Origin of the sequence: Pseudoxanthomonas sp. z9, from assembly GCF_006542425.1 — a bacterium.
Lineage (GTDB): Bacteria > Pseudomonadota > Gammaproteobacteria > Xanthomonadales > Xanthomonadaceae > Pseudoxanthomonas_A.
Genome location: NZ_VFID01000007.1, coordinates 297,541 through 312,374 on the forward strand (window position 1 = coordinate 297,541; position 14,834 = coordinate 312,374).

The following is a 14,834-nucleotide window of genomic DNA, read 5'->3' on the forward strand; positions in this document are numbered from 1 at the left end:
ACGATGGCCAAGATGGAAGCGCCTTACTACCCGATCATCTACGTCCGCGGCTACGCGATGACCCGCGGCGAGATCGACGAGACCACCGCGGATCCGTTCTGCGGGTTCAACCTGGGATCGACCGTGTACCGCGCGGTTTCGGATCCCTCGCGCAAGCCGCGCAAGTACGTGTTCGAATCGCCGATCGTGCGGTTGATGTCCGAGTTCGGCTATTCGGACGTGTACGAGGACGGGCGCGACATCCTGGATCCGGAATGGGAAACCGATGCGGAGGGGCAGCCCACCCGCAACCGGCTCGGCAGCCGCTCCATCATCATCCATCGCTACTACGACAACGCCTCGGGCCTGTTCGGCACCGGCAGCACGCCGAAAATCGAAACCTTCGCCCGAGAGCTGGGCGATCTCATCGTCAAGACCCGCGACCTCATCTGCGGCAATCCCGACAATGGGGTGAAACCAGCCGACTTCCGCTGCTACCTGGTCGCCCATTCGATGGGCGGACTGGTCTGCCGCGCATTCCTGCAGAACCCCGTGCTGGACCCGAAGCAGGCGCGCAAGTACGTGGACAAGCTGTTTACCTACGCGACTCCGCACAACGGCATCGACGTGGCCGGGGTCAACGTGCCGCAGTGGCTGTCCGCCTTCGACATCAATAATTTCGACCGCGACAAGCGGATGCCGGAATATCTGGATCTCAAGGCCGCGTTCAAGCAGCACAAGCGCGTGGACCTGCTGCCCGAGGATCGCTTCCCGTCGCGGCGGGTGTTCTGCATGGTCGGCACCAACCGGATGGACTACGCCACCGCCGCCGGCCTGTCCCGCACCTTCGTTGGCCATGGCAGCGATGGCCTGGTGCTGATCAAGAATGCGACCCTGCGCGGGTTGAACGCGGACGGTTCCATCGGCGCGTATTGCGCCAAGGCGTTCGCCTACCGGGCACACTCGGGTTTCTTCGGTATCGTCAACAGCGAGGAGGCCTTCCAGAACCTGGCCCGCTTCCTGTTCGGCGACGTGCGCGTGGACGTGTGGCTGGACGTGGACGACATCCGCCTGCCCGAACCGGTGCAGAAAGCAGCCGACCAGGGACGCCAGATAGACGCGCTGTACCAGGTCGAAGCGTTGGCTTCCCCGCGCGGCAAGCTGTGGTACCTGACCCGGCGCATGTCGGAGGAAGATTCGGTGTCGTGCTTCTCGCATACCGAATGGAAGCAGCAGAAGTCGCACTACCTGTCCAGCGTGTTCCTCGCCAATCGCGCCCGGGTCAATCCGGAGCGGCGCTCGCTGTCCTACAGCATGACCCTGGGCGTGCGCGTGCCCGACTACGAGATCGAGCGCAAGCTGTGGATCAACGAGCACTACGAGGGCGGCTACCTGTTCCGCAATTCGCTGATCCTGGATCTGACACCGCCCGCGCAGGCCGGCGGCAAGTGGAAGATCAGCTATGCCTGGCAGGACGCCGGCGTGGCGGCGGCGCATACCGAAATCGACGCGAAGAAGATCAGTGGCGAGGAAGTGGAGATCGCCATCCCCTTCGACAGCCACACGGTCGCCGCCGACGGCAGCCGCCGCCCCAGCGTGCCGGGCATCCGCGGCAAGGTGAGGCTGCGGATTTCGGCATGGGAGTGAGGCAAGATAGTCCACGCGCCCACTGGTTCCCGGCGCCACACGACACAAGGAAGATCGCATGAACATCTGCAAGCAGGAGCACCGTTACGACGAACGCTTCGAATCGTTGCCCCTCGACCAGAGTGGGCCGGGGCGCCATCGTTGCGCGGGCTGTGCCTATCAATTGGGTTATGACGCGGGAAAACGGGGCGACGCCCGGTTCCAGCTGGATCTGGACGCATTGCCCGAAAGCCAGGCGGGCAGCGTGCGCCATCGTGATCCGGAGGCGGCGTTCCAGTTGGGTCTCCAGCTGGGCGCGTTGGCGGCGCGAGGCGCTTAGGACGAGTTTCGATTGACGGAATTACCGGATTTGGCGGGAGTCGAGAGGGCGGTCGCGACTTGCGTCGCTCCCACAAGGATGGTTGCAGGCGCCACCACGCCGGAATTTCCGTTTGCCTGGCCATGACGCCAGGCAAACAAAGCCATTGAAGTTGCCGATGCTGACGGTGGTCGTGTGGGAGAACGGGTGATGAAGGAGGAATACCTCCACTGGGACAACCAGGCGCTGATGAAGCGGATCGGTCTGACCCGGTAGTGCCCGCGCAGCAACGGGGGTCGGAAGTCGCGGCTTACCTCGCCTCCCCGAGGGACGAGGCGCCGGACGCGGCTTCCGCCATCACCGGTTCCGAGGCGTTGCTGCCCTCGGCCATCCAGGCGAAAAGGGCTTCGAACACCGGGCGCAGGCGGCGCGCGGGCTCGGCGATTGCGTATTCCACGCGCGGCGGCACTTCGGGATAGACGGTGCGGCTGATCAGCCCGTCGCTTTCCAGCTCGCGCAACTGCTGGGTCAGCATGTGCTGGGTGACGCCCGGAATCGCGCGACGCAGTTCGTTGAAGCGATGCATCCTCTGGCTGAGCAGCCACAGGATCTCCAGCTTCCATTTTCCGCCGATCGATTGCATCGCGGCGCGAATCTGGTCATGCCGGGGAGCCACTTCCTCGTAGCTGCCTTCGCAGGGTTCGGTATGGTTTTGCATACTAGGTATTGAAAAGCATCCTTCTTGAAGGAAGCGCGATACGCCAATAGTTTCATGCGCCCCACACGAGCCAACACGCATGAACATCCTGCATATCGATTCCAGCATCCTGGGCGACCAGTCAATCACCCGTTCGCTTTCGGCCGCCATCGTAACCCACCTGCGCAAGCACCAGCCGCACGCGCGGGTGACCTACCGCGACGTCGCCGCCGCGCCGCTGCCGCAATTCTCCGCGGACGCATTCGTCACCGATCCCGCATCGGCATCGACCCGCGAACTGGCCGTCGCGCTTGAAGAGGTGCTGGCGACCGATGTACTGGTCGTCGGCGCGCCGATGTACAACTTCGGCGTGCCCAGCCAGCTCAAATCCTGGCTTGATGCCGTGACCATTCCCGGCAGGACGTTCCGCTATGGCGAGCAGGGCGTGGAAGGATTGCTGGGCGACAAGCGGGTCATCATCGCCTCGGCGCGCGGAGGCTTCTACGGATCGGAAAGCCCGATGGCCGCGCTGGAGCACCAGGAAAGCCACCTGCGCGCGCTGTTCGGTTTCCTCGGCGTGACCCGTCTGGAGGTGGTCAGCGCCGAAGGCGTGCGCATCAGTCCCGAGCGCGCCGATGTGGCGGTGCGCCAGGCGATGGCGCAGGTCGAACAGTTGCAGGCAGCCTAGGCGCGACGTGGCAACGCGCCGCGGGAATGCGGCGCGGGCTACGGCCTGGGAGGATGGCGTATCGCGAGCCGCGCGGCCGCCCCGGTCTCGGGGCCGAGCATCGGTGTCGCGATCGCCGTCGCACTGGCAACGCGTGGCGATCCGGCGGGAGCGGAGCCGGCGGTATGACCGGCGGGAACCGTGATTGCACCGGGCGGATTGGACGGCGTGGTCTGTCCGTGTGGCGCGGGACGCTCGCGCACGGCGTCCCGTCCCAGCGAGTAGGCGCTGGCCCAGAGGCACAACATGCCGGCCAGCAGCAGCATGTGGCGTGTCGCGCTTTTCATCCTGTTTCTCCGGGCCGGCGCGCGGGTCGACCGTGCGGCGCAGGTTGCCCCACTCCGGGTGAGGATCCGGTCAAATCCCGGATTCATTGCAGCGCGTTCATTGCAGCGCGCCCGCTCCGGCGCTAGCGTGACGGTCCCTCCTGGATCCGACTCCGCCATGCGCCTGTTCATGTATCTGTTGATGGCGGCCTGCCTGGTCCCTGCGTCGGGCGTCCTGGCGCAAACGTCGCCGCCGCGCGAGGAACTGGCCGCCGGATCGCGATACCTGGTGTACGAAACCGGCGCTGCCGGACCCGCCGATGCGCTGCCGCTGATTGTCGCCCTTCATTATTCCGGCGCCCATCCGGAGGCGCTGGTCGACGCCTTCACCGGCCTGCGGGTGCCGGCGCGGGTGGTGCTGCCGGAAGGCCCGCACCCGCGTCCACAGGGAAAGTCCTGGTTCCCGCAGGGGTATGGCCAGCGTCCCGACATCGAACAGGCGGCGCTGACACGCGAAAGCGAACGCCGGTTGCTTGAGGTCATCGGCGCGGTGGAAGCGCGGTATCCGGGACGCGGCAAGGTGATCGTCACCGGCGTTTCCTATGGTGGCGATCTGGCCTTCCTGCTGGCGCTGGATCATCCTGCGCGTTTCCGTGCGGCGTTCCCGGTGGCGGCACGGTTGCTGCCGGAGTGGCTGCCCGCGCGTCCGGCGTGCGCGGCGGACTGCCCGCCGCTGCATGCGCTGCACGGGGAAGACGATGCCACGGTGCCGATCGGGCCGACCCGGGCGGCGGTGGAAACCCTGCGCGAGCGAGGTTTCGATGCCGCGCTCACGTCCTATCCCGGCGTCACCCATGATTTCAGCGCGGGCATGCAGGCGGACCTGCGTGCGCGCATCGAGGCATTGCTGCGCTCACCCTGATCCGTCGCATCTGCTCGGCAGCAACCGGTCATCGGATACCTGCGCGCGCCATCGCCATCTCCGACGTGGCCTTGAAGCAATGCTGTCCCGGCTTGAAGAAATCGTGAAGCGGCGCGCCACGCGCCGATGCTATAAGACGAATCCACGCCATCACGGGAACTTCGTCCATGGAAACCAACGAACTCCACCGCGGCCGCCTGATCGATCACCTGCAACTGGTGGTGCGCGATCTGGATGCCAGCCGCCGTTTCTACCAGGCCGTATTCGACGTCCTGCAGATTCCGATGAGCGGCAGCGGCGAGGATTATTTCTGGGCCGACGAATTGTTCGTGTCCACCGCCAGCAGCGATGCCGCGCAGGGCGAACTCACCGGCCGCCATCACCTGGCCTTCCAGGCGCAGGACCGTGCGATGGTGGACGCCTTCCATCGCGCCGCGCTCGCCAATGGCGGCCGCGACAACGGCGCGCCCGGCGAACGCGCCTATCACCCGGGCTACTACGGCGCGTTCGCATTGGACCCGGATGGCAACAACATCGAGGCGGTCTATCACGGCGAGGCCAAGCGCAGCGCGCCGTCGGTGAAGGTCACTTTCTAGCCGCGCGGTCCTGCCTTCAGGCAGCCACTTGCGCAACACATAAGTATTCGCTAATGTGTTGCGCATGGTCGAAAACGACATCTTCAAGGCCCTGGCCGATCCCACCCGCCGCGCGATCTTCGAGAAGCTGGCGGCGGGACGGATGAACGCCAGCACCCTGCGCACGGGCCTGGACATCAGCCAGCCGGCGATGTCCCAGCACCTGGCCGTGCTGCGCGGCGCGGGACTGGTGCGCGAGGAGCGCGAGGGCCGGTTCGTGAACTACGAAGTCGATCCGGATGGCCTGGCGCTCATCGCGCGCTGGCTGGCGAAATACCGCGCCTACTGGCCGGCCCGGATCGACGCCCTGAAGGCGCTGTTGAAGGACATGGACCAATGAACGAATCCACGACCGAAACGCAGCCCGGGGACGGCGATCTGGTGCTCGAATACGAGCTGGACGCACCACCGGCCCAGGTCTGGCGCGCCATCAGCATCCCGGCGTTCCGCGAGCAGTGGCTGCCCGATCGCGCCCTGGCCGACGCCGCCCCGGTATCCAGCGTCGGCGGCGAGGAAATCCGCTACCGCGTGCGCGACGACGAGCCGCCCTTCCTCGAAAGCATCGTGACCTTCCGGATACGCCCCAATGAAGGCGGCGGCAGCACGTTGCGGATCATCCATGCCCCACCGGATCCGCGCCTGGCCTCCGCCGCGCCGGCCGCCAACGACGACGCCCCCGTGCTCATGCGCGCGGCCTGACGCGCGTCCCCTTCACCTGCTGGAAACCGGGAGTTCGCGCATGCGCGAAACGATGCAACTCGTCCCCATGGTGCTCGAACAGTCGAGCCGGGGAGAACGTTCCTTCGACATCTATTCGCGGTTGCTGCGCGAACGGATCATCTTCCTCAACGGCGAGGTCAACGACACCGTCTCGGCGCTGGTGTGCGCGCAACTGCTGTTCCTGGAGGCGGAGAATCCGGACAAGCCCATTCATCTCTACATCAATTCACCTGGCGGATTGATCACTGCCGGTCTGGCGATGTACGACACCATGCAATACATCAAGGCGCCGGTGCACACGCTGTGCATGGGAACCGCCCGTTCGATGGGATCGTTCCTGCTGATGGCCGGTGAACCGGGCGAGCGCAAGGCGCTGGCCAATGCCAGCCTGCACGTGCACCAGCCACTGGGCGGTTTCCAGGGGCAGGCCTCGGACATCTTCATCCACGCCGAGGAAATGCGGAAAACCAAGGAGCGCATCATCCGCCTGTACGCCGAACATTGCGGTCGAAGCTACGCGGAAGTCGAACGCACGCTCGATCGCGATCACTACATGAGCGCGGAGGAAGCCAGGGAGTGGGGCCTGATCGATCGCGTGCTCAAGCATCGCGAGGCCAAGGCGGCCTGATCGCCGCTACGGTTCAGGCGCGCAGCATGCCTTCCACGTGGTCGCCGAAGGCCGCATGCAGCGCGTCCGGGTCGCCACCCAGCGCGCCGCGCATGCGCTCCTCGTCGATCGGGCGCACGACCCACTGGTAGCGCCCACTGCGCCAGCCGTTGCGCTCGTACTGGGCGACGGCGACGTAATAGTTCGGCCCCGGACCGACGCAGTACCAGAATGCGGCCAGCGGGGCGTGATCGCTGTGCCGCGAAACCTCGTGGGTCACCCGCTTGACCACGGTGATCTCGTCCACCCGCAGGCTGCCGGTTCCGGCCGGAAACCGCAGTCCCTCGAAGGAGCGTTGCAGCAGGCGATCGCCCACCCGGCTGTGCTGGACATGCAGCATCACCACGGCGGCGAAAATCAGGACGGAAGCCAGGAACGCGTAGACCATGACCGGACCCGGGAACGAAACGATCTGCAGCCTATCTTACCCGTCCCGGCGGACGGCGCCGGTCACGTGCAACGGTCACGGCAGCCGGTTCATCGACCCAGTCCCGGAGCCACGGCGGGTGGATTCTCTTCTTCCGGATGCACCCAGATCCGGATCGCCTCGGTACCCGCATCCATCGGCTTGGGACACTTGCCGTCGCCGGCGCCGGTGAAACCGCCGGACGGACTGCAGATTTCCCTGCCCCGCGCATCGAGCAGCGGGTTGAACTGATCGCAGCAGGGCGACACCAGGTAGAACGCCGGCGATCCCTGATGGGTGATCCGCCAGATCGAACCGGGCGCGCCGTTTGCGGGCAGTCGTTCGTAGTCGGCGATTCTCGCGCGCAGCCAATCCGGCAGCGGTGCCTGTCCCGTACTCGCCGTCGTGCCCGCGCTCGTGGTGTTTCCGTTCGCGCCGCTGTCCGCGGGCGCATGCGTGCAGGCGGCCAGGGCGGCCGATAGCAGGAAACACGCGGTGATCCGGAAGCGCGTCACGCGCCGCGGCGATGTCATGGTCCAGCCACGCGATCACGGAAGGAGAACACAGCCTACCAGTCCACCCGGCGGGCCGGTGTCGTGATCCGGCCCGCCACATTTCGCATGCTTCGCAACCCGGCATCAGGACGCGTCGCCAGGACACGTCGCCAGGGTCCGGTCAGAACCCGGCATTGACCTCCAGCTGGAAGACATCGATGGACAGCGGGGCGCCGGAGACCTCCTTGGCGGCCATCCAGCGGCCGGTCAGCCAGACCTTGCGATCGAAGGCGTAGGAGGCGCCCAGGTAGTAGCCCTTGGCGTTGGTGCCGCCGAGATGGAAATTGGAGTCGTTGAACCCGTCCGGCAACGCGTCCGGGTCGATGCGCTTGTAGCCCAGCCAGGCGTTCCAGTCGCCGGCCTTGGCCAGGGCCAGGTCGCCGAAGGTGGCCTGGACCAGGTAGGCGGTGTCGCCGCTGTCCAGGTCGGCCACGGTGGGGGTGGCCCCGGCCGCGGTGGCCAGGTTGGTGACCAGCCCGCCGTGGGCGCGGGTCCACATCCGCTGCGGGTCGTAGGCGGTGTTCTTGACCCCGTGGGCTTCCACGCGCAGGCGGGTGCCGGCCAGGGCCGGGGTCTCCCAACTCAGGTTCAGGTCCACCAACCTGAAATTCGCCGCCAGGCCCACGTACTGCGGCAGCGGGGTGTTGGCCGGATCCAGCGGGTCCAGGGCGATGTTGCGCAGGAGCATGAGGGTGTTGCCCTTCTGCATGAACGCCGGGCGGGTGCCGTCGGTGCTGCAGACCTGGGCGCCGGCGTACAGCGCGCAGGGGGCCGAGTACTCGCCGGAGATGTTGCGGAACTGGTAGTAGGCCAGCGCCGCGCGCAGGGTCTGGTCCTCGCCGAAACGCCAGTTCGCGCCCACCTGCAGGCCGTTGAGCCACTTGTCGCGGCTGGCCTGCTTGTCCTGGCTGGTGGCCGGGAAGTTGTCGGCCGAGTATTCCAGCGGGCTCAGGCCCAGGGTGGCGAACAGGTCCAGCCCTTCGCCCACGGCCCGTTCGTACTTGACCGCCAGGCCGTCGAAGTTGAGGTCGTTGGAGAACAGGATGTCGGTGGACCAGTAGGGGTTGGCGAAGCGTCCGCCGGTGAACTCCAGGCCCGGCAGCGGCGACCAGGCCAGCCAGGCCTGGTCCAGCCAGGCGTCCTTCTTGGCCAGGCCGCCGCCCAGGGTCTGGGTGGTGGAGACCGGGCCGTCGTCGTTGCCGGTGGCCAGGCGCACGCCGGCGCGGGTGTGTTCGCCCAGTTGGGCCAGCACGCCCAGGCGGGCGCGGATGCGCCAGGAGTTGTTGCGGTCCTGGCGGGTATTGCGCAGCGGCGGCAGGTCCAGGTTGGTGTTGGGGTTGATGTCGTAGCCGGCGCCGGCGTTGATGCGGGCCCAGTCGGTCTCGATGGTGCTGTTGCGTTCGGAGAACAGGCGCGACTCGTTGCGCACGCGCACATCGCCGGTGACCTGCACGCGCTGGGTCCACTCCGGCACCGCCTCGGGGGCGGCCCAGCGTTCGGCCTTGGCCTGGGCCAGCACCTCGGCCTTGACCTCCTCGCGGATGCCTTCGCGCACGGATTCGGGGATGTAGGGCACGCGCACCTCGCCCGGTTCCAGGGCGGGGCCGGCGGGGCCGGCGGCGCTGGCGGCCGGGCGGGCGGCGGCCTCGCGGCGGGCTTCCTCCAGCAGGGCCTGGCCCACCTGGGGAGTGAGCGCGCCGCTGTCGATGAGGCCGCGGATGAGCTTGACCAGGGTGCTCTCGGCGGCCGGGGCCTCCTGGGCCTGGGCGGCGGTGGACAGGACCAGGGCCAGGCCGATGCCGGCGGCCAGGTGGCGCAGGCGGGAAAGGGGAATACGGGTCATGGGCAACTCACAAGGCAGGAAAAAGGGGCGGAAAAGGGGGAAGTGGTCGGCATGGGGCGGTCCGGGTCAGCCGGCGGGCCGGCGGCCCTGCACCAGCACCCGGGCCGGGAAGGTCAGCGAGGCCGGCGGGCGTTCGTCCACCCGGCCCAGGGCGCGCACGGCTTCCAGCACGGCCTGGTCGGCGTCGGGGTTGCCGCTGCCGCGGGCCAGTTCGACCCGGCTCAGTTCCCCGCCGGGGCCGAGCCAGACGTGCAGGGTCAACTGGAAGGCCAGCGGGCGCAGGCGTTCGTCGCGGGCGATGGCCTGCTGCAGGACGTAGCCCAGGTAGCGGCCGTAGGAGGCGTTGCCGGCGCCGCCGGCGCCGACCCCGCTCATGCCGCCGCCGCGGCCGGACTGGATGCCGAAATTGTCGGTGCCGGCCTGGGCGTCGGCGTTCATGGTCACCGGGTCGGCGGTGTCCGGGGTGGGCGCCTCCTCGGCCGGCTTGGGCACGTCCTCCAGCGGCTCGGGCTCGGGCATGACCTCTTCCGGTTCCACTTCCGGCTCGGGTTCGGGCTCGGGTTCGGGCGGCGGCGGCGGGGGCGGCGGCAGGGTCAGCACCGGCACGGCGGCCACCGGCCGACGGGTGCTGGCCGGGTCCTTGAGCAGCAGGTAGCCCACCAGGCCCACCAGCAGCGCGGCCAGCAGCAGCGCCCCGAGCAGGGCCGGCCAGCCCGCGCGCAGGCCACGGCCGGGACGAGGGGCGGGCGCAGTCATGGCCTCACCCCTGCGCCTTGCCGGTGACCAGGCCGACCTGGGTCAGCTCGATGCGCCGCAGCAGGTCCAGCACTTCCACCACCCGGGCGTACTGCACCTGGGCGTCGCCGCGCACGATGACCGGGAAGTCCGGGGTGATGGCCTGTTCGGTGCGCAGGCGTTGTTCCAGCTCGGCCAGGCTCACCGGGTAGGCGTCCAGGAAAATCTGCCCGGCGTTGTCCACCGTGATGGCCTTGGTCTGCGGCTTCTCCAGGGCCTGGCTGCTGCTGGCCTTGGGCAGGTTGACCTCAATGCCGGGGATGGTGGCGTTGCTGGTCAAAATGAAAATGACCAGCACCACCAGCAGCACGTCCACGAAGGGGGTGACGTTGATGCCCTTCTCGCGTTTTTTGACACCGAATCGCTTGGCGGCCATGGCGCGGTCCTCAGGCCCGCACCGAGTGCAGCAGCGACGGCACCGGGCCGGCGGCGTCGAACTCCTCGGCCAGGCGCGCGCTGAACTCGTCCACGAACACGGCCATGTCCGCGCCGATGGCCTCGGCGCGGGCGGCCAGCCAGTTGTAGCCAAACAGGGCCGGGATGGCCACGCCCAGGCCGGCGGCCGTGCACAGCAGCGCCGCGGCCATGCCCGGGGCCACCGAGTTGATATCCACCGCCCCGGCCATGGCCGCCACCGCGAACACCAGCATGATGCCGATGACGGTGCCGAACAGGCCCACGTAGGGAGCGCCTTCGATGGTGGTGGACAGCCAGTTCATGCGCCGGCCCATGCGCTCGCCTTCGCGGATGACCTCGGCGTCCATGGCCGCGCGGATGGCCGCCAGCGCGGCCGCGCTCAGGCCGTGGGCGTGGGCCTGGCGGCCCTTGAGTTCGTCCATGGCGATGGCGTACAGCCGCCACAGGCTGGCGTGCTCGCGGATGTCCGCGCCCAGGGTGCCCTGGCGGGCGCGTTCCTGCAGGCTGGCCGCCGGCAGGCCGGCCACCTGCTGGTACTGCACGGCAAAGGCCGCGTTGGCCCGGCTGACCCGCCCGAAATACCGCCCCTTGGCCAGCATGATGGCCCAGGACAGCAGCAGCATCAGCCCCAGCACGATGACCACCACCCAGGCGTCCACCGGCATGGACTTCAAAATAAACCCGAAATGGCTCACCCCGGCGTTCTGTTCGTCCTCGCCCAGGCGCACCAGCCGCGCGGCCGGGCCCTGCGAGGCCACCTCGGCCAGCAGCGCGGCCGCCGGCCGGGCCACCTTGGACAGGCGCACCTCGTCCAGCGCGCCGGTGAACGGCGCGGCGGCCACCGCCCCGGCCGGGGCCGGGGTGCCTTCGCCGCCGACCCAGGCCGGACCGGCCAGCGCCGGCAGTGGGGTCTCCACCCGGGCCACTTCCCGCCCGCCCACGTACAGCACCACCGCGCCGGCGTCGGCGGTGAAGGCCAGATGGCTCCATTGCCCGCTCGGCAGGGCGGCCACCGGCGCGCTGCGCGCCTGGTCCACCTGCACGAACGGCACCCCGTTGTCCACGCCCAGCCACAGCAGGTGCTCCCCGTCCCGGCGCAGGTACACGCCCTGGCCCGGACCGGCCGCCTCGGGCTTGACCCAGGCCGAGAAGCTCATCGTCCCGCCGGCCGGCACCGCCAGCGAGGCCGAGGCCGGCAGCTGGAAGGGCGCGCTGCCCAGTTGCGCGCCGCGGCCGATGAGGGCCGCCTCCAGCGCGGTCAACGGGCCGGTGGCATGGTTGCCGTAGGCGGTGGTGTCCTGGACCTGGGCGGTGCTGCCGGCGAAGTGGTAGACGGCGGTGTAGTCCGGGTCGAACACCAGTTGGCCGTTGCCCGCGGCCGGGGCCTGCGGGTTGCCGTAGTACATCCACAGGGTCTGCGCCGCGCCGGGGTTCACCGCCGGTACGTCGACCCAGACCAGGGCCATGGCCGCGGCCGCGTCGTAGCGCTCGACCTGGTGGTTGAGCACGGTGTGCCCGTCGGCGGCGATGAAGCGCAGGTCCTGGCCGCCCTCGCCCACCCCGTCGAAGGCGAAGTTGCCCGCGTGCAGGCGCACCAGCACCGGCAGCCGGCCCGGGCCGGTGGCCAGGCCCGCGCCCTGCGGGCCGGCCTCCACCGTCAGCGGCTTGCGGTACTTCCAGTCGGCCTGCCACCAGGCCGGACCGGGTTCCTGGGCCCGGGCGCTGGCCTGCAGCGACAGGCCCAGCAGCATCAACAACAGGAGAAGGACGCGTTGCATGGAAAAATCTCCAGAAAAAAGAAATGAGGGTCAGTAGCTGGCGCCGACGCTGACGTGCAGCCGGTCCGCGCCGCGGGTGGTGGTGGGCCCGTCCAGCAGGCTGTGGCCGTAGTCCAAGCGCACGTCGAAGTGCTCGCCCACCCGGAAGCTGGTCCCGAACCCCAGCGCCGCCAGCGAGGCCTCGGCCTCCTGCTCGGGCAGTGGTTGGCGCAGGCCCAGCCAGGCCCCGTCCAGGTAGCCGTGGAAACGCCACTCGCGCAGGCCCCAGCGGGTCAGCGGCGCGCTGCGCCACTCCAGGGTGAACATCGCCCCGTAGTCGCCGATGGCCTCGGCCGAGCGGTAGCCGCGGGTGGTGTACATGCCGCCGGCGGCGAACTGCTCCCCGGACACCAGCGGCTGGTCGGTCAACTGCGCCGACACCCGCGCGTACCACTGCGCCCCGCTGGCGAGGCTGTAGGTGTCGCTGACATCGGCCTTGAGCACGAAGAAGCTGGCATCGGCATAGACACGCTTCCAGTCGAACGCATCCGCATCGCTGCCGTAGCCCAGCACGCTGCGCGCGCCGAACACCGCCTGCAGGCCCAGCGCGACCTGGTGGCGCTCGCCCTGGCGGAATCCGCTGTAGGCCAGCGTTATCGGCGCGTACTTCAGCGGCGCGAAATCGCTGGCCATCCCGGTCAGGGCCACCGCCTCGTCCATGTCCTTGAAGTCCACTCCCAGCGTCCACTGGTGCCACCAGGCCCCGGCCATGGGCAGGGTGTGGCTGAGCTTGAGGCCCACCGAATGCCCCTTGCCGGTGACCTGGGTGGTGCCGCTGGAAACCACGTTGCTGTCGGAGCGGTAGCCGGCCGCTTCCAGCTGCCAGTCCGGCCCGCCCAGCGGCAGCCGGTAGGACCCGGACCACACGCTGGCCTCGTCCACGTCCTGCGGGGCGGCGAACCAGCTCAGCGAGGCGCTGTGCTCGCGCTGCCACAGGTTGTCGTGGCCCACGCTCAGGATGCTGCGCAGCCGGGTGGTGTCCACGCTGTGGTCGTTGTTGACCGTCAGGCTGGCCCGCCACGGCGCGGTGTCTTCCACCTTCAGGTCCACGTCCATGGTCCCCTCCGTGGCCCCGGGCTTGACCAGCGGCACCACCTGCCGGCGCGCGGTGCGGTTGAGCGCGGCCAGCTCGTCCTGGGCACGGCGGAAGTCCGGCACCTGGCCGGTGGCCAGCGCCGGTACCGCCGCGCGCAACCGTGCCGGGTCGTGGTGCCGGGCCCCGACCACGTTCACCGTCCCCACCCGGGTCTGGGTCACCTGCAGCACCACCACGCCGCCGCTGACCTGCTGCTCGGGCAGCTCCACGTACACGGACTGGTAGCCGCGCTGCTGGTAGGCCGCCTGCAGCGCATCGCGCGCGGCCTCCACGTCGGCCAGCGTCCGTCCCGGACCCAGGTACGGCATCACCGCCTGCTCAATCACCCGCGCCTCCAGCACGCTGTTGCCGCGCACCCGGTACTCCTGGATGCTCACCCGCTGCGGCACGCCTGCCGTGGCCGCGCCTTCCGGCGACACCGGCGCGTCCTGCGCCTGCGCGGTGGTGCCCACCATCAGCACGCATACGATCCGCGCGAGCGCGGAGGCTGCTCTTGATCCATCCATCGATTTGTTCATCCGAAGCGAAATGGCCCTGGTGGACGCGGCGATGCGCATCCACTCGTCATCTGTTTTCTAGACGCATGCGGCCACGGCGATCCGCAAACATTTTTATGACAGTGCTGTCATATTCGGACGCGATCGCGCGAGCGCGTCAGCCGCGCGAAAACCGTCCTGCGTGGTCCCGCGGGGAAGCACAAAAAAGCCCCGGTCGGCGGGTGCCGGCCGGGGCGCGGGGACATGCTTCCTCCCGATGCGCGTGCCAGGACTCCGCCTGCCTCCCGCACGCCGCATGAATCTCTTTTCCGTATCAGCCTTCGCAGAAGCAGGTGGCGGAGGCCGCGGTCCATCCCTTGGCCGGAGCACCCACCGCCACGGTGCAGCTCGCCTGCCCGGCGACCGACGCCGGCAGCTGGAAGCTCTGCTTCTGCGCCATGCAGGAACGCACCTTGCCCGGATCCTTGCTGATCGCTTCGCAGCTGGCGAGGATCGCTTCGGTACCGTCGCTGGCGGCGGCGTAGTTCTCCGTGGCGATCACGCCCGCGGCATGGCTGCTGTAGCCGACGCCGAACACTTCGGTCGACTTGGCGTTGGCGCCGCACTGATAGGTGGTGCTGCAGATGCGGAAGTCGCCCTGGGTCGCGTTGCCCCAAGCCTTGCCCACCACGGTGACCGCGCCCGGGTAGTGGGTGATGGTGCCGCAATGTTCCGGATCATCATTCTGCTGCGCGAATACCTGCCCTGCGACCAGGCAGGCGGCCAGCGCCAGCAACACCACCGTGGCTCTCCGGATCGCATTCTTTACGCTGTTGGTATGCATGTGTTGGTTTTCCGATTCTGTTCCGCTC

The 14,834-nt window shown here is 68.6% G+C and carries 18 protein-coding genes; 8 read left to right on the top strand and 10 right to left on the bottom strand.

Translation table 11 applies throughout. The features are described from left to right. Positions 1-3: 3 nt before the first annotated feature. Positions 4-1,626 carry a hypothetical protein gene (locus FG323_RS08450; RefSeq protein WP_181444132.1) on the top strand — a complete coding sequence of 541 codons (1,623 nt, stop codon included), beginning with the start codon at positions 4-6 and terminating at the stop codon, positions 1,624-1,626. Between the two features lie 58 nt (positions 1,627-1,684). Continuing rightward, positions 1,685-1,945 carry a hypothetical protein gene (locus tag FG323_RS08455; RefSeq protein ID WP_141454080.1) on the top strand — a complete coding sequence of 87 codons (261 nt, stop codon included), beginning with the start codon at positions 1,685-1,687 and terminating at the stop codon, positions 1,943-1,945. A 289-nt stretch (positions 1,946-2,234) separates the two neighbouring features. On the opposite strand, the gene FG323_RS08460 is transcribed toward FG323_RS08455, so the two are convergent. Further along, positions 2,235-2,642: a helix-turn-helix domain-containing protein gene (locus FG323_RS08460; RefSeq protein ID WP_141454081.1), complete on the bottom strand. Its 408-nt coding sequence runs from the start codon at positions 2,640-2,642 to the stop codon at positions 2,235-2,237. A gap of 79 nt (positions 2,643-2,721) precedes the next feature. On the opposite strand from FG323_RS08460, the gene FG323_RS08465 reads away from it, so the two are divergent. Continuing rightward, positions 2,722-3,309 carry an NAD(P)H-dependent oxidoreductase gene (locus FG323_RS08465; RefSeq protein ID WP_141454082.1) on the top strand — a complete coding sequence of 196 codons (588 nt, stop codon included), beginning with the start codon at positions 2,722-2,724 and terminating at the stop codon, positions 3,307-3,309. 38 nt (positions 3,310-3,347) lie between these two features. Here the strand turns inward: FG323_RS08465 and FG323_RS19645 are convergent, their stop codons facing one another. Beyond that, positions 3,348-3,635, bottom strand: coding sequence for a hypothetical protein (locus FG323_RS19645; RefSeq protein WP_181444133.1), 288 nt, complete (start codon positions 3,633-3,635; stop codon positions 3,348-3,350). Positions 3,636-3,792: 157 nt separating this feature from the next. Here FG323_RS19645 and FG323_RS08470 point away from each other — a divergent pair, with 157 nt between their 5' ends. The 5 genes from FG323_RS08470 (at position 3,793) to FG323_RS08490 (ending at position 6,519) form a co-directional block, all read left to right on the top strand. Continuing rightward, positions 3,793-4,536 carry a dienelactone hydrolase family protein gene (locus FG323_RS08470; protein WP_181444134.1) on the top strand — a complete coding sequence of 248 codons (744 nt, stop codon included), beginning with the start codon at positions 3,793-3,795 and terminating at the stop codon, positions 4,534-4,536. Between the two features lie 167 nt (positions 4,537-4,703). Continuing rightward, the gene (locus FG323_RS08475) at positions 4,704-5,132 is read left to right on the top strand and encodes a VOC family protein (RefSeq protein WP_141454084.1); all 429 of its coding nucleotides are present in this window, start codon (positions 4,704-4,706) and stop codon (positions 5,130-5,132) included. A 64-nt stretch (positions 5,133-5,196) separates the two neighbouring features. Beyond that, positions 5,197-5,511: a metalloregulator ArsR/SmtB family transcription factor gene (locus FG323_RS08480; RefSeq protein WP_141454085.1), complete on the top strand. Its 315-nt coding sequence runs from the start codon at positions 5,197-5,199 to the stop codon at positions 5,509-5,511. Continuing rightward, on the top strand, positions 5,508-5,870 hold the full coding sequence (locus FG323_RS08485) for an SRPBCC domain-containing protein (RefSeq protein WP_141454086.1): 363 nt from the start codon (positions 5,508-5,510) through the stop codon (positions 5,868-5,870). Before FG323_RS08480 ends, FG323_RS08485 begins: the two co-directional genes overlap by 4 nt. A gap of 40 nt (positions 5,871-5,910) precedes the next feature. After that, complete coding sequence (locus FG323_RS08490) at positions 5,911-6,519, top strand: ATP-dependent Clp protease proteolytic subunit (protein WP_141454087.1); 609 nt, start codon at positions 5,911-5,913, stop codon at positions 6,517-6,519. Positions 6,520-6,532: 13 nt separating this feature from the next. Here FG323_RS08490 and FG323_RS08495 read toward each other — a convergent pair whose 3' ends face one another. The 8 genes from FG323_RS08495 to FG323_RS08530 form a co-directional block, all read right to left on the bottom strand. Further along, positions 6,533-6,946: a hypothetical protein gene (locus tag FG323_RS08495; protein WP_141454088.1), complete on the bottom strand. Its 414-nt coding sequence runs from the start codon at positions 6,944-6,946 to the stop codon at positions 6,533-6,535. An 89-nt stretch (positions 6,947-7,035) separates the two neighbouring features. Continuing rightward, positions 7,036-7,497: a hypothetical protein gene (locus tag FG323_RS08500; protein ID WP_141454089.1), complete on the bottom strand. Its 462-nt coding sequence runs from the start codon at positions 7,495-7,497 to the stop codon at positions 7,036-7,038. A gap of 142 nt (positions 7,498-7,639) precedes the next feature. Next, entirely contained in the window at positions 7,640-9,361 is a 1,722-nt protein-coding gene (locus tag FG323_RS08505; RefSeq protein WP_141454090.1) for a putative porin, read from the bottom strand. Between the two features lie 66 nt (positions 9,362-9,427). Then, positions 9,428-10,117 (bottom strand): energy transducer TonB, encoded by a 690-nt coding sequence (locus tag FG323_RS08510; RefSeq protein WP_141454091.1) that lies wholly within the window; start codon positions 10,115-10,117, stop codon positions 9,428-9,430. A gap of 4 nt (positions 10,118-10,121) precedes the next feature. Further along, positions 10,122-10,532, bottom strand: coding sequence for a biopolymer transporter ExbD (locus FG323_RS08515; RefSeq protein ID WP_141454092.1), 411 nt, complete (start codon positions 10,530-10,532; stop codon positions 10,122-10,124). A gap of 10 nt (positions 10,533-10,542) precedes the next feature. Continuing rightward, on the bottom strand, positions 10,543-12,351 hold the full coding sequence (locus FG323_RS08520; RefSeq protein WP_141454093.1) for a MotA/TolQ/ExbB proton channel family protein: 1,809 nt from the start codon (positions 12,349-12,351) through the stop codon (positions 10,543-10,545). Between the two features lie 30 nt (positions 12,352-12,381). Next, complete coding sequence (locus tag FG323_RS08525) at positions 12,382-13,941, bottom strand: ShlB/FhaC/HecB family hemolysin secretion/activation protein (RefSeq protein ID WP_255470145.1); 1,560 nt, start codon at positions 13,939-13,941, stop codon at positions 12,382-12,384. A 355-nt stretch (positions 13,942-14,296) separates the two neighbouring features. Continuing rightward, the gene (locus tag FG323_RS08530; protein ID WP_141454095.1) at positions 14,297-14,806 is read right to left on the bottom strand and encodes a hypothetical protein; all 510 of its coding nucleotides are present in this window, start codon (positions 14,804-14,806) and stop codon (positions 14,297-14,299) included. Between the last annotated feature and the right edge of the window lie 28 nt (positions 14,807-14,834).

Coding starts and splice junctions, on each gene's coding strand:
- FG323_RS08450 (WP_181444132.1), top strand. CDS start 4: ATGGCCAAGATGGAAGCGCCTTACTACCCGATCATCTACGTCCGCGGC.
- FG323_RS08455 (WP_141454080.1), top strand. CDS start 1,685: ATGAACATCTGCAAGCAGGAGCACCGTTACGACGAACGCTTCGAATCG.
- FG323_RS08460 (WP_141454081.1), bottom strand. CDS start 2,642: ATGCAAAACCATACCGAACCCTGCGAAGGCAGCTACGAGGAAGTGGCT.
- FG323_RS08465 (WP_141454082.1), top strand. CDS start 2,722: ATGAACATCCTGCATATCGATTCCAGCATCCTGGGCGACCAGTCAATC.
- FG323_RS19645 (WP_181444133.1), bottom strand. CDS start 3,635: ATGAAAAGCGCGACACGCCACATGCTGCTGCTGGCCGGCATGTTGTGC.
- FG323_RS08470 (WP_181444134.1), top strand. CDS start 3,793: ATGCGCCTGTTCATGTATCTGTTGATGGCGGCCTGCCTGGTCCCTGCG.
- FG323_RS08475 (WP_141454084.1), top strand. CDS start 4,704: ATGGAAACCAACGAACTCCACCGCGGCCGCCTGATCGATCACCTGCAA.
- FG323_RS08480 (WP_141454085.1), top strand. CDS start 5,197: ATGGTCGAAAACGACATCTTCAAGGCCCTGGCCGATCCCACCCGCCGC.
- FG323_RS08485 (WP_141454086.1), top strand. CDS start 5,508: ATGAACGAATCCACGACCGAAACGCAGCCCGGGGACGGCGATCTGGTG.
- FG323_RS08490 (WP_141454087.1), top strand. CDS start 5,911: ATGCGCGAAACGATGCAACTCGTCCCCATGGTGCTCGAACAGTCGAGC.
- FG323_RS08495 (WP_141454088.1), bottom strand. CDS start 6,946: ATGGTCTACGCGTTCCTGGCTTCCGTCCTGATTTTCGCCGCCGTGGTG.
- FG323_RS08500 (WP_141454089.1), bottom strand. CDS start 7,497: ATGACATCGCCGCGGCGCGTGACGCGCTTCCGGATCACCGCGTGTTTC.
- FG323_RS08505 (WP_141454090.1), bottom strand. CDS start 9,361: ATGACCCGTATTCCCCTTTCCCGCCTGCGCCACCTGGCCGCCGGCATC.
- FG323_RS08510 (WP_141454091.1), bottom strand. CDS start 10,117: ATGACTGCGCCCGCCCCTCGTCCCGGCCGTGGCCTGCGCGCGGGCTGG.
- FG323_RS08515 (WP_141454092.1), bottom strand. CDS start 10,532: ATGGCCGCCAAGCGATTCGGTGTCAAAAAACGCGAGAAGGGCATCAAC.
- FG323_RS08520 (WP_141454093.1), bottom strand. CDS start 12,351: ATGCAACGCGTCCTTCTCCTGTTGTTGATGCTGCTGGGCCTGTCGCTG.
- FG323_RS08525 (WP_255470145.1), bottom strand. CDS start 13,941: ATGGTGGGCACCACCGCGCAGGCGCAGGACGCGCCGGTGTCGCCGGAA.
- FG323_RS08530 (WP_141454095.1), bottom strand. CDS start 14,806: ATGCATACCAACAGCGTAAAGAATGCGATCCGGAGAGCCACGGTGGTG.